Origin of the sequence: Streptomyces sp. DG2A-72, from assembly GCF_030499575.1 — a bacterium.
Lineage (GTDB): Bacteria > Actinomycetota > Actinomycetes > Streptomycetales > Streptomycetaceae > Streptomyces.
Genome location: NZ_JASTLC010000001.1, coordinates 7,820,407 through 7,832,943, shown reverse-complemented (window position 1 = coordinate 7,832,943; position 12,537 = coordinate 7,820,407). Strand labels below are relative to the sequence as shown.

13 protein-coding genes are annotated in these 12,537 nt (G+C 69.5%); 9 read left to right on the top strand and 4 right to left on the bottom strand.

What is annotated here, in order from left to right:
• The first annotated feature begins 31 nt into the window (after positions 1 to 31).
• A complete protein-coding gene (locus QQY66_RS37280; RefSeq protein ID WP_301984750.1) occupies positions 32 to 1,030 on the top strand; it encodes a TAXI family TRAP transporter solute-binding subunit in 999 nt (332 codons plus the stop codon).
• Positions 1,031 to 1,219: 189 nt separating this feature from the next.
• On the opposite strand, the gene QQY66_RS37275 is transcribed toward QQY66_RS37280, so the two are convergent.
• Positions 1,220 to 2,629, bottom strand: coding sequence for a HAMP domain-containing sensor histidine kinase (locus tag QQY66_RS37275; protein WP_301984749.1), 1,410 nt, complete (start codon positions 2,627 to 2,629; stop codon positions 1,220 to 1,222).
• A gap of 9 nt (positions 2,630 to 2,638) precedes the next feature.
• Positions 2,639 to 3,325, bottom strand: a complete 687-nt coding sequence (locus QQY66_RS37270; protein ID WP_301984748.1) for a response regulator transcription factor — start codon at positions 3,323 to 3,325, stop codon at positions 2,639 to 2,641.
• 289 nt (positions 3,326 to 3,614) lie between these two features.
• On the opposite strand from QQY66_RS37270, the gene QQY66_RS37265 reads away from it, so the two are divergent.
• The 8 genes from QQY66_RS37265 (at position 3,615) to QQY66_RS37235 (ending at position 10,007) form a co-directional block, all read left to right on the top strand.
• Positions 3,615 to 4,391 carry an amino acid ABC transporter ATP-binding protein gene (locus tag QQY66_RS37265; RefSeq protein WP_210576832.1) on the top strand — a complete coding sequence of 259 codons (777 nt, stop codon included), beginning with the start codon at positions 3,615 to 3,617 and terminating at the stop codon, positions 4,389 to 4,391.
• A gap of 82 nt (positions 4,392 to 4,473) precedes the next feature.
• A complete protein-coding gene (locus tag QQY66_RS37260; protein WP_301984746.1) occupies positions 4,474 to 5,319 on the top strand; it encodes a glutamate ABC transporter substrate-binding protein in 846 nt (281 codons plus the stop codon).
• A gap of 75 nt (positions 5,320 to 5,394) precedes the next feature.
• Entirely contained in the window at positions 5,395 to 6,063 is a 669-nt protein-coding gene (locus QQY66_RS37255; protein ID WP_301984745.1) for an amino acid ABC transporter permease, read from the top strand.
• Positions 6,060 to 6,962: an amino acid ABC transporter permease gene (locus tag QQY66_RS37250; RefSeq protein WP_301984744.1), complete on the top strand. Its 903-nt coding sequence runs from the start codon at positions 6,060 to 6,062 to the stop codon at positions 6,960 to 6,962. The genes QQY66_RS37255 and QQY66_RS37250 overlap by 4 nt, the downstream gene beginning before the upstream one ends.
• 182 nt (positions 6,963 to 7,144) lie before the next feature.
• Positions 7,145 to 8,767 (top strand): FAD-dependent monooxygenase, encoded by a 1,623-nt coding sequence (locus QQY66_RS37245; RefSeq protein ID WP_301984743.1) that lies wholly within the window; start codon positions 7,145 to 7,147, stop codon positions 8,765 to 8,767.
• Positions 8,768 to 8,817: 50 nt separating this feature from the next.
• Positions 8,818 to 8,970 (top strand): putative leader peptide, encoded by a 153-nt coding sequence (locus QQY66_RS50555; RefSeq protein WP_367667024.1) that lies wholly within the window; start codon positions 8,818 to 8,820, stop codon positions 8,968 to 8,970.
• Between the two features lie 78 nt (positions 8,971 to 9,048).
• Positions 9,049 to 9,591, top strand: coding sequence for a cysteine dioxygenase (locus QQY66_RS37240; RefSeq protein WP_301984742.1), 543 nt, complete (start codon positions 9,049 to 9,051; stop codon positions 9,589 to 9,591).
• Positions 9,588 to 10,007 carry a rhodanese-like domain-containing protein gene (locus QQY66_RS37235; RefSeq protein WP_301984741.1) on the top strand — a complete coding sequence of 140 codons (420 nt, stop codon included), beginning with the start codon at positions 9,588 to 9,590 and terminating at the stop codon, positions 10,005 to 10,007. The genes QQY66_RS37240 and QQY66_RS37235 overlap by 4 nt, the downstream gene beginning before the upstream one ends.
• A 263-nt stretch (positions 10,008 to 10,270) precedes the next feature.
• Here QQY66_RS37235 and recX read toward each other — a convergent pair whose 3' ends face one another.
• Both recX and recA read right to left on the bottom strand, forming a co-directional pair.
• Positions 10,271 to 11,233 carry a recombination regulator RecX gene (recX, locus tag QQY66_RS37230; RefSeq protein ID WP_301984740.1) on the bottom strand — a complete coding sequence of 321 codons (963 nt, stop codon included), beginning with the start codon at positions 11,231 to 11,233 and terminating at the stop codon, positions 10,271 to 10,273.
• A gap of 4 nt (positions 11,234 to 11,237) precedes the next feature.
• Entirely contained in the window at positions 11,238 to 12,365 is a 1,128-nt protein-coding gene (recA, locus tag QQY66_RS37225; protein WP_301984738.1) for a recombinase RecA, read from the bottom strand.
• Positions 12,366 to 12,537 lie beyond the last annotated feature (172 nt).

The following is a 12,537-nucleotide window of genomic DNA, read 5'->3' as shown; positions in this document are numbered from 1 at the left end:
GCACCGCATTCGTGCTGGCAGGATCGCCCGCATGTCCCAGGTCTTCCCCCGTATCGGCAGGCGCCGGGCCCTGCAGGGCGCGGCTGCCGGGTTTGTCGTGTTCGGGCTGCTCCTGTGGTGGCTGCTGCCGCTCGGGGAGGATCCGCCCGGGGGGACGATCACGTTCAGCACCGGGACGCCGGCGGGCGTCTATCAGAAGTACGGCGAGCTGCTGCGCACCGAGTTGGACAAGGACATGCCGAACCTGAACGTGCGGCTCACGACCAGCGACGGCTCGCAGGAGAACGTCGCGCGCGTGGCGACCGGGAAGGCGGACTTCACGATCGCGGCGGCCGACGCCGTGGAGACGTACGAGCTGGCCGGCAGGCCCGGCGCCGACCGGCTGCGCGGTGTTGCGCGGTTGTACGACGACTATGTGCAGCTCGTCGTCCGGCCGGGCGCGGGCATCGACTCGGTGGCGGATCTGCGGGGCAAGCGGGTGGCCATAGGGCCGGCTCACTCGGGCGTACGGCTGATCTCCAACCGGGTGCTCGAGGCGGCCGGCATCGACCCGGAGAAGGGCATCACGCCGCTGTCCGACGGCATCGACACCGGGCCCGCCCGGCTCGAGAAGGGCGAGATCGACGCGTTCTTCTGGTCAGGCGGGCTGCCGACGGAGGGCCTGCTGAATCTTGCCGACAGCCTGGCCTACCGGTTCGTGCCGATCGACGCCGATCTTGTCGCCAAGGTGCATGCCAAGGGCGGTGCCACCCGGTACTACCGCGCCACCGAGATGCCGGAGTCGGCCTATCCCAGCATCCAGAAGGGCAACGCCGTGCCGACGATGGCCGTGTCCAACCTGCTGATCACCCGGGCCGACATGGATCCCCGGCTCACCGACTGGCTGACCCGTACCGTGATCAACAGCCGCGATGGCATCGGGAACCACGTCCACTCGGCCCAGCTGGTCGACGTACGCACCGCGATCTACACGGACCCGCTGGCGCTGCACGAGGGCGCGCGGCGCTACTACCGGTCCGTCAAGCCGTAGGGCCGGCTGTCGGTCGAGCCGTGGGGTGTGAGGGCCACCAAGCGCTCCGCCGGGCGGTGCCGCGCTGTGCCGTCGGTCGCCTGTGGCACCGTCGTGGCTGGTCGCGCCCACGCGGCGGAGCCGCATATGGATACAGCCCCGCGCCCGTTCGGGGCGCTGCCGAACCGCAGCGGACTACCCCGGGCCCGCTCAGGACACCGGCTCCGACCTCGGCACCGTCACCGTCGCCGTCAGTCCCCGCGGCTCGTGATGGCCGAACGAGATCGAGCCGCCTGCCGCCGCCAGCAGCGCACGCGTGATGGACAGGCCGAGGCCGGAGCCCTTGATGTTCTGGTGGCGGCCACTGCGCCAGAAGCGGTCGCCGATGCGGGCCAGCTCCTCGTCGGTGAGGCCGGGGCCGTTGTCGGTGACGACGACGGTCGCGGTGTCGCCGTTGGCCGTGACGGTCACCTCCACCCGCTCGTCCTTCGGCGTGAACTTCACCGCGTTGTCGATCACCGCGTCCAGCGCGCTGGACAGGGCGACGGGGTCGACCCAGGCCGTGGTGGGCGGGCAGTCCCCCACCAGCCGTACACCCTTGGCCTCGGCGGTCGGCGACCAGGCCGCGACGCGCTCGGCGGCCAGCCCGCCGATGTCGGTGAGCCTGAGGTCCGCCTCGGCGTGCTCGGCCAGGGCGAGGTCGAGCAGGTCGTCCAGGACCTGGGCCAGCCGCTTGCCCTCGGTCTGTACGGAGGCGATCTCCTGATTGCCCTCGGGCATCTCGAAGGCGAGGAGCTCGATACGCAGCAGCAGCGCCGCGAGGGGGTTGCGCAGCTGGTGGGAGGCGTCGGCGACGAAGGCGCGCTGCTGCTCCAGGACGCCCTCGACGTTGTCCGCCATCTCGTTGAACGACCGGGCCAGCCTGCGGAGTTCCGGCGGCCCGCCCGCCGCCGCGACCCGGGACTTCAGGCTGCCGCTCGCAATGGCGTGGGTGGTGGCGTCCAGGACCCGTACGGGCCGGAGCACCCAGCCGGTCAGTCGGAGCGCCGCGCCGACCGCCAGCAGCATCGCGGCGCTCTCGCCCGCGGCGATGATCAGCCAGCCGTGCAGGATCCGCGAACGCATCTGCCCGGTGGGCGAGTCGGTGACGACGACGGCGACGACGTCACCGTCCCTGATCACCGGGGACGCGACGACCAGCCGGTTGCGCTGCCAGGGCCACACCTGCCGCGGGTCGTGGCTGCGGCGGCTGAGCAGCGCCTCACCGAAGGCATCACGTACCTCGCCCTTTTCCGGCTGGTCCCAACTAGTCGGCGCACTGGCCATGGGGGTGCCGTTGCGGTAGAAGACACCGGCACGAATGCCGTAGACCTCGTAGTAGCTGAGCAGCTCGCGCTTGAGGACCTCCTGGCGTTCGTCGACGACCGTGGTGCCGGTCCGCCCGCTGGGCGTGTCGGTGACGAACTGGGCGAGGGCGGCGAAGCGTGCCGTGTCGTCGATCCGGTCGACGACCACCTTCTGCTGCTGGGCTCCGGCCACGCTGACGGCGAGCGGGAAGCCGAGGGCGAGCAGTACGGCCGCCATCAGGACGATGAGCAGCGGGAGGAGACGAGTGCGCACCCTTGCCCGCTACGGGGTGGGGGCGACGAGCCGGTAGCCGACGCCGCGCACGGTCTCGATCAGGGCCGGCATGCGCAGCTTGGCGCGCAGGGACGCGACATGCACCTCCAAGGTGCGCCCGGTCCCCTCCCAGCTGGTTCGCCATACCTCGCTGATGATCTGCTCGCGCCGGAAAACCACCCCGGGGCGCTGGGCCAGCAGGGCGAGGAGGTCGAACTCCTTGCGGGTCAGTTGGACAACCGAACCGTCCACACTGACCCGTCGCGTGGGCAGGTCGATGTGCATGGGGCCCAGCTTCAGCACGCTCTCTCCGCCGGCCGCGGCGTCCTCGTGGACGGTGCGCCGGCTGACGGCGTGGATACGGGCGAGCAGTTCTCCGGTGTCGTACGGCTTCACCACGTAGTCGTCGGCGCCCAGGTTGAGGCCGTGGATACGGGAGCGGACGTCGGAGCGCGCGGTGACCATGATCACCGGGATGCTGGTGCGCTTGCGGATCTTGCCGCACACCTCGTAGCCGTCCTGGTCGGGCAGGCCCAGGTCGAGCAGTACGACACCGAAACCGGCGCCCTCGGGAACGAGCGCCTGGAGAGCCTCCTCGCCGCTGCGGGCGTGCGTCACGTCGAAGCCGTGCCTGGCCAGGACCGCGGACAGAGCGGCGGCGACGTGGTTGTCGTCCTCGACGAGGAGCAGTCTCATCCCGGCTCCCTTCAGTTCATCGGCCGTACGGTGACGGTGTGTAGAAAAACGCGGGCACGCGCGCGTGCGCACGTTGCAGTCACGCTGATGGATGAGGACGGCGTCAAGAGGGTTCCGGTTGCGCGGCGTATCCGTTACCCGGAAGAAACCCGCCCAGGTCACAACTGCTACGACAGGTATCCGATTGCTATCGGATCGTGATGCTCAGATTCCCCTCAGATGTAGAGACGCAGTTCGCGTAGGGTTATTACTGTCCTCCGGAAACCGAGGAGGACGGAGCCTGAGTGCGATGACCAAAGTATCGGTGGCCAAGGAAGATGTGGCCGCAACCGGCGACCTGGTCGTCCTGAAGAGCGTCAACAAGCATTTCGGCGCGTTGCACGTACTCCAGGACATCGACCTGACGATCGCCCGCGGCGAAGTCGTCGTGGTCATCGGGCCCTCCGGGTCCGGGAAGTCCACCCTGTGCCGCGCCATCAACCGCCTTGAGACGATCGACTCCGGTGCGATCGCCATCGACGGCAAGCCGCTGCCCGCGGAGGGCAAGGAGCTCGCCCGACTGCGCGCCGACGTCGGAATGGTCTTCCAGTCCTTCAACCTCTTCGCGCACAAGACGGTGCTCGAGAACGTGATGCTGGGCCAGATCAAGGTCCGCAAGGCGGACAAGAAGAAGGCCGAGGAGAAGGCCCGCGCGCTGCTCGACCGGGTCGGGGTGGCCAACCAGGCCGACAAGTACCCCGCGCAGCTCTCCGGCGGCCAGCAACAGCGTGTCGCCATCGCACGCGCCCTCGCCATGGACCCCAAGGTCATGCTCTTCGACGAGCCGACGTCGGCTCTCGACCCGGAGATGATCAACGAGGTCCTCGAGGTCATGCAGCAGCTCGCCCGCGACGGCATGACCATGATCGTCGTCACCCATGAGATGGGCTTCGCCCGTTCGGCCGCCAACCGGGTGGTCTTCATGTCCGACGGCAAGATCGTCGAAGAAGCTGTGCCGGACCAGTTCTTCAGCAACCCGCGCAGCGACCGTGCCAAGGACTTCCTGTCGAAGATCCTCCACCACTGACCCCCACCCGTCGCGCCCGCGCGACGAGCTGCGTCACCCGCACCAAACGGCATTCTCCTCATCACACCAAGGGATGTTCACCATGAAGCTCCGCAAGGTCACCGCAGCGGCCGCGGCTGCGCTCGTCCTCTCCCTGACCGCGACGGCCTGTGGGGGCGACGACGGCAACGGCGACGCCGGGTCGGGCGCCACCGACGGCGGCGGCACGATCAAGGTCGGCATCAAGTACGACCAGCCCGGTCTCGGTCTGAAGGAGCCCAACGGTTTCTCGGGCTTCGACGTGGACGTGGCAACGTACGTGGCGAAGGAACTCGGCTACGCGCCCGACAAGATCGAGTTCGTCGAGACCAAGAGCGCCGACCGTGAGACGGCGCTGGCCCGCGGCGACGTGAAGTTCATCGCGGCGACCTACTCGATCACTGACGAGCGCAAGCAGAAGGTCGACTTCGCCGGCCCCTACCTGCTGGCCCACCAGGACCTGCTGGTCAAGGCGGACTCCGACATCGCCGAGGGCACCGACCTCAACGGCAAGAAGCTGTGCTCGGTGACCGGCTCGACCTCGGCGCAGAACGTCAAGGCCGAGATCGCTCCCAAGGCCCAGCTGAAGCAGCTCCCCACCTACTCGGAGTGCATCGCCGGTCTGCAGAGCGGCGCCGTGGACGCGGTGACCACCGACGACTCGATCCTCGCGGGCTTCGCAGCGCAGGAGCAGTACAAGGGCCAGTTCAAGCTGACCGGCCTGAAGCTCAGCAACGAGAACTACGGCATCGGCGTCAAGAAGGGCGACACCGAGACGGTCAACAAGATCAACGCCGCCCTCGAGAAGATGGTCAGCGACGGCGCCTGGGAGACCGCGGTCAAGGAGAACTTCGGTCCGGCGAACTACAAGAACGAGCCCGCCCCGAAGATCGGCGACATCAAGAGCTGAAGCAGCGCCTGACAGGTGCGCCGCCCGGCGGGGCGGCGCACCCGGGCATCTCTACACCCGGAAGCGCGGGAGATCGTGTTCGACTTTCTTGAAGGTTACGACGTCCTAGGGGCGTTCTGGACGACGGTGCAACTCACCGTCCTCTCCGCCGTCGGCTCGCTGATCTGGGGCACCGTGCTGGCCGCCATGCGGGTCAGTCCCGTCCCGCTCATGCGCGGGTTCGGCACCGCGTACGTGAACATCGTCCGGAACATCCCACTGACAGTCATCATCGTCTTCACCTCACTCGGCCTCGCCGACATCTTCAGGGTGACGCTGGGCGCCGCCGACGACTTCGAGGCCCTGAGCTTCCGGCTGTCGATCCTCGGTTTCGTCGCCTACACCGCGGCCTTCGTCTGCGAGGCGATCCGCTCGGGCATCAACACCGTGCCCGTCGGGCAGGCCGAGGCGGCCCGTGCCATCGGGCTGAGCTTCTCCCAGATCCTCTGGCTCATCGTGCTGCCACAAGCCTTCCGTTCGGTCATCGGCCCGCTGGCCAACGTGCTGATCGCGCTGACCAAGAACACCACCGTGGCAGCCTCGATCGGTGTGGCGGAGGCCGCCCTGCTGATGAAGGAAATGATCGAGAACGAGGCGCAGGTGGTGCTCATCGGCGTCGTCTTCGCGTTCGGATTCGTGGTTCTGACCATGCCCACCGGCCTCTTCTTCGGCTGGCTGAGCAAGCGACTGGCGGTGAAGCGATGACCTCGGTCCTCTACGACGCTCCCGGCCCCCGGGCCAAGCGGCGCAACATCATTCTCTCGGTGGTGTTCTTCGCCCTCCTTGCCCTGCTCGCGTGGTGGATCTACAAGACGATGGACGACAAGGGCCAGCTGAAGTGGGCCCTGTGGGAGCCGTTCACCGAGTCCGAAGCCTGGACGACGTATCTGCTGCCCGGCCTCGCCAACACCCTGAAGGCCGCCGCACTCTCCATGGTCATCGCCCTTCCGCTGGGCGCCATCTTCGGCATCGCCCGCCTGTCCGACCACCGATGGGTGCGGATCCCGGCCGGTGCGGTGGTCGAGTTCTTCCGGGCGATCCCGGTACTGCTGCTGATGCTGTTCGCCAACCAGTTCTACTCCAGCTACACGGACGTCAGCACCGACGACCGTCCGCTGTACGCGGTCGTCACGGGTCTGGTGCTCTACAACGCCTCGGTCCTCGCCGAGATCGTCAAAGCCGGCATCCTCGCCCTGCCCAAGGGGCAGACGGAGGCGGCCCAGGCGATCGGCCTGCGCAAGGGCCAGACGATGACCAGCGTCCTGCTGCCGCAGGCCGTCACCGCGATGCTGCCGGCCATCGTCAGCCAGCTGGTCGTCATCGTGAAGGACACCGCGCTGGGCGGCGTGATGATCGGCTTCACCGAGCTGCTCAACTCGCGCGGCACACTCGCGGCGTTCTACGCGACCGTCATCCCGAGCTTCATCGTGGTGGCCATTATCTACATCGTCCTGAACTTCATCCTGACGAGCTTCGCGAGCTGGCTGGAGGGCAGGCTGCGGCGCAGCAAGCGGAGCACGGGCGCGGTGCTCGGCGCCGAGGATGTCGAGGACCTCAACGCGGCCGAGGTCGGTGGCTCCTACGGGACGGGCGCATCCGCATGACCTGATGAGCAGTCAACTAGCGTGAACGGCGCGGAGGGCAGTGGCATGATCGCCACTGCCCTCCGTCACTTGACGCAAGCACCGGCAATAGGTTGCATACGTTCTGTGATCGTGCACCCTGCTCCAACTTCCTGTTCACACACGTCCCTGAGGACACCGCTGCGGGCAGGGGGCGCCGCGCCGTGGACCCGGTGATCATCGTCGGGGCGGGGCCCGTCGGGCTCACGCTCGCGCTCGCGCTGGCGCGTCAGGAAGTGCCGTCGGTGGTCCTCGACGAGGGCCCGGGCAAGGACGAGCCGCGTCCCGCACGCACCGTCGTGCTGCGCGAGGACACAGCCGCTCTCGTGGAACGCCTCACCGGCGTCCCGTCGGCCGAGGCCGGCTGCCGCTGGGCCGGATGGCGGTCGATGCGCCGCAAGCAGGTGATGCGGGCGGTCACCTTCGACGAGACCGGGCCGGACGCCCCGCTGCACATCGCACAGCACGTGCTGACGGCCTCCCTGCGCGCGGCCGTCACCGGCGAACGGCTGGTCAACATCGCGACGGACAGCCGCCTCGACACCATCGAGCAGGAACCTTCAGGCATCACCGCCCACACCCGCGGCCCCAAGGGAACGTGGTGGCGCGGCAGTTATCTGGTCGGCTGCGACGGCCCGCGCTCGACCGTGCGCAAGCTCCAGGACATCCGCTTCCCCGGCCGTACGGCGGTGGAGCGACACGCCGTGGCCGCGCTGCGTGCGGAACTTCCGTGGCCCGACGAAGCGTTGCTCCATCGGATGCCGCCGTGGCGGACGTCGGGCCCCTCGGCCGGGGAGGTGACCGGACGCCCGCTGCCGGACGGTGTCTGGCGGCTGGACTGGCTGCTGCCGCCCGGCAAGGACCTGGTCACGCCGGAGCTGCTGGTGGCCCGAGTCCGGGAAACGCTCGCGGGCTGGACGGGCGGTTCCACACCGCCGTACGAGCTGCTGGACACCGGAGTCCACATCGTCCACCACCGCCTGGCCCGGCGGTGGCGAGCGGGCCGGGTCTTCCTCGCGGGGGACGCCGCCCATCTGCTCGGTGCGCTGGGCACGCAGGGGCTGGACGAGGGGCTGAGGGACGCCGACAACCTCGCCTGGAAGCTGGCGCTGGCCTGGCACCACGGGCCGCACGAGGCACTGCTCGACAGCTACCAGGCCGAGCGGCGCGGCATCGTCGCCACCCGGCTGCGCGCCGCTGACCAGGCCCTGCCCCTGGTGCGCGGGGGCGGAGGGCTGCGGTCGTACGTCCCCGGATCGGCCCGGGGCCATGACGGCCTGCTCACCGACGGCCACCTGGGGCAGGGAGCACTGGGTGCGACGGGGGCGTACGACCGTTCACCGCTCGCGCCCCGGCCCCTCGAGGGCGAGACCGTCGTGGACACACTGCCCGGCGCACAGGTCACCGACGTCCGGGTCACCGCGGAGGACGGCTCCTTCGTACGGCTGCGGGACCGGCTCGGCCGTGGCGCGCTGCTCGTCGTGCTGGTCGCGCCGGGCACGGGCGTGTGGGAGCGGCGGCATTGGGTGACCGCCGGGATCATGCCCCGGCTGGCGGCGGCCGTGACCGCACTGCCACACCCGGCCGAGCTGCTGGTCACGGAGAGCTACCCGGGGGCGGCCGCGCACACGGTGCTGCTGGTGCGGCCCGATGGGCACCTGGTCACCGCGCTGAACGGCGTGCGCCCGGCCGACCTGTACACAGCGGCCGAGGCGACATTGGGCGGGCCGGTGCAGGCGAGGGCGGGGGCAGAGGCAGAAGCGGAGGCCACGGCGGGGTCGCGCTGAGCGGCACCCGGCGTCATCCGATCCGGTCCGCATAGTGTGAGCGGCACCCGATGCCGTCCGGTCCACATAGTGACGGTGAGTTGACCGGTCCACAACGACATGGTGTACTCCGCATCGTGATCGACACGTGTGTGCACCTGTGGCGGAGGGTCCATATGGACCTCGTCCGCTATGCGGGTTGCATGTGTACCCGGTCCTGCTGAATTCGCATCCCTCTTCATCCGCGCGCGCCACCGAAGTGCAGCCGCGCGCTCCCGCGAACGCTCATCAGGACGGTGTACGTGTCTGTCTCCCCCTCTCTCTCCAGCTCTGTCCCTGCCTCAGCGCCTACTGCGCCGACCCAGGCGGACCTTCTCGATTTCGTACGGCATACGGCGGCCGACGCCGAGTTGATCGCCTCGCTTCCACTCGACCCCGAAGGCCGCACCTGGGTGCGGCTGGAGGGGCCCGGCGGCAGTGAGGCCTGGCTGATCGGCTGGCCGCCCGGCACGGGCACCGGCTGGCACGACCATGCCGACTCGGTCGGTGCCTTCCTGACCGCCGCCGGCGAGCTCAAGGAGAACTCGCTCGCCGCCCGGCTGCCCACCGACGGCTGGAAGACCCTGGAACTCAGCGAGGACGTGGACCGGGAGCGCCGACTGCCGGCCGGCCAGGGCCGCTCCTTCGGCCACCACCACGTCCACGAAGTCCTCAACGAGTCGCCGGACCGGCACGCCATCTCCGTCCACGCCTACTATCCGCCCCTGCCACAGATCCGCCGTTACAGCCGCACCGGGCCGATCCTGCGCCTGGAGCAGGTCGAACGCCCGGAGGACTGGCAGTGAGCGGCGGCAGCAGTACGAGCGAACGGCCGGTCGGCATCGACGAGTTGCTGGAGCGGGTCCGCGAAAGCTACGGCCGCATCGAGCCGCAGGATGCCTACGACGCCGTCCAGGCCGGTGAGGCGCTGCTGGTGGACATCCGGTACTCGGCCCTGCGCGAGCGGGACGGTCTGATTCCGGGCGCGCTGGTCGTCGAACGCAATGAACTGGAGTGGCGCCTCGATCCCCAGGGCAGCCATCGCGCACCCGAGGCCATGAGCCACGACCTGCGTGTGGTCGTGGTCTGCAACGAGGGGTACGCCTCCAGTCTGGCGGTCGCATCCCTGCATCGGCTGGGGTTGCGGCGGGCCACTGATCTGGTGGGCGGTTTCCAGGCCTGGCGGGATGCGGGGCTTCCGGTGACCTCGCGGCGGGGTTGAGCGACTTGCGGGCGAGGCTGTTACCGAGCCGAGCTGCTGCGAGCCCGTGCCGACGTGCCGACGTGCCGACGTGCCGAGCGATGATGCCGTCCATCACGCGGAACCGCTGGGCGAGTTCGTACGGCATGTGCGGCCCTGGACGCGATGGGCGCCCCCGCGCGTCCACCGTGTCCAGGGCCGACGTGCCGGGAGCACTCCCCCGCGGAGAGCCCCTTCAGAACCCGTCGTCTTCAGAACCCGTCGTCTTCAGGACCCGTTCGTCTTCAGAACCCCTCATCGCCGAGGAACTCCGTGTCCTCGCCCTCCTCTTCGAGCGCCTGCCGGACCACCCGTAGGGCCATGCCCTCGGGGTAGCCCTTGCGGGCGAGCATGCCCGCGAGGCGGCGGAGTCGCTTGTCGCGGTCGAGGCCGCGGGTGGCGCGCAGTTTGCGGGCGACGAGTTCGCGTGCGGTCGCTTCTTCCTGTTCGGAGTCGAGCTGCGACACGGCCGCGTCGATCAGTGTGGAGTCGACGCCCTTGGTCCGCAGTTCCTGTGCGAGGGCGCGCCGGGCCAGGCCCCTGCCGTTGTGCCGGGACTCCACCCAGGCGTCCGCGAACGCGCTGTCGTTGATCAGCCCGACCTCCTCGAACCGCGACAGCACCTCCTCGGCGGCATCGTCGGGAATCTCGCGCTTGCGCAGGGCGTCCGCGAGTTGCTTTCGCGTGCGCGGGGTCCCGGTGAGCAGGCGCAGACAGATCGCCCGCGCCCGCTCCACCGGGTCCCCTGAAGGTTCCTCCCGCTCGGCCCTCGACGAGGAGGAGGCGCCTTCGTCCTCACCGAACGGCTCCACGCGGCCACGCCGTCGGCGCCCGCGTCCACCGCCCGCGGAACGAGCTCCGCCGCCCGTGTCGCGGACTCCGCCATCCGCGTCCCGAGCCCCACTGCCCGCGTCACGATCCCCGCCGCCCGGGCGACGAGACCGGCCACGGCGGCGTGAACCGCCCGCCGAACCCGCGCCGGGCACCGCGCCACCGTCCGGCGACTCTCCCCCGTCCGGCCACGCCGCACCGCCCGGCTCGGCGCCGTACTCCCCGCCCGTGCCATACCGCTCCGCATGGTCGTACAGCACGGCCGCGTCACGGTCCCCGCGGTCGTCCGCCGCGCAAGAGCCTCCGACACCCGGTCTCTGCCGCTCACGCGGAGCGTCCGGGTAGACGTACTCGGCCCAGTCGGTTCGTCGTGTCACGGCGTCAGCTCTTGGCGGTCGCGGCCTTGGTCTTGGCGACCTTGGCGGCAGCCGGCGCGGGCGCCGTCTTCGCGGCGTCGTCAGCGGTGGCGGAGACCGCTGCGTCCGCGCCCGGTTCGGCGGTCGGCTCCTCCGGGCGTACGCCGACGCCCAGCTTCTCCTTGATCTTCTTCTCGATCTCGTTGGCCAGGTCGGGGTTGTCCTTGAGGAAGTTGCGCGCGTTCTCCTTGCCCTGGCCGAGCTGGTCGCCCTCGTACGTGTACCAGGCGCCGGCCTTGCGGACGAAGCCGTTCTCCACGCCCATGTCGATCAGGCCGCCCTCGCGGCTGATGCCCTGGCCGTAGAGGATGTCGAACTCGGCCTGCTTGAAGGGCGGCGCGACCTTGTTCTTGACGACCTTGACGCGAGTGCGGTTGCCGACCGCGTCGGTGCCGTCCTTCAGGGTCTCGATGCGACGGATGTCGAGCCGCACCGAGGCGTAGAACTTCAGCGCCCGGCCACCGGTCGTGGTCTCCGGCGAGCCGAACATCACGCCGATCTTCTCGCGGAGCTGGTTGATGAAGATCGCGGTGGTCTTCGACTGGTTGAGCGCGCTGGTGATCTTCCGCAGCGCCTGGCTCATCAGACGGGCCTGCAGTCCGACGTGACTGTCGCCCATCTCGCCCTCGATCTCCGCGCGCGGGACGAGCGCGGCGACGGAGTCGATGACGATCAGGTCGAGGGCACCGGAGCGGACCAGCATGTCCACGATCTCCAGCGCCTGCTCGCCGTTGTCCGGCTGGGAGAGGATCAGGTTGTCGATGTCGACGCCGAGCTTCTTCGCGTACTCGGGGTCGAGGGCGTGCTCCGCGTCCACGAAGGCGACCTGGCCGCCCGCCTTTTGAGCGTTCGCCACCGCGTGCAGGGTCAGCGTGGTCTTACCGGAGGACTCCGGTCCGTACACCTCCACCACGCGGCCGCGCGGCAGGCCACCGACGCCGAGGGCGACGTCGAGCGCGGTCGACCCGGTGGGGATGACCTCGATGGGCTCGTTCGGCCGCTCGCCCAGGCGCATGACCGCGCCCTTGCCGAATTGCCGTTCAATCTGTGCGAGCGCGGCGTCCAGGGCCTTCTCGCGGTCGGTACCTGCCATGGGTTCCACCCGGTTTGCTTGAGTCGATCGCTTCACGTCAAAGACGCTAACGCCTGCCACTGACAATGCGCCCCGACGCCCGTCCGGCCTGTGGATAACTCGGGCACTTCTCCATCCAAACCCGGTGGAAATCCCCGTCGAGAGCCTCGCCGGAGCCTCCATGAGAATGGAT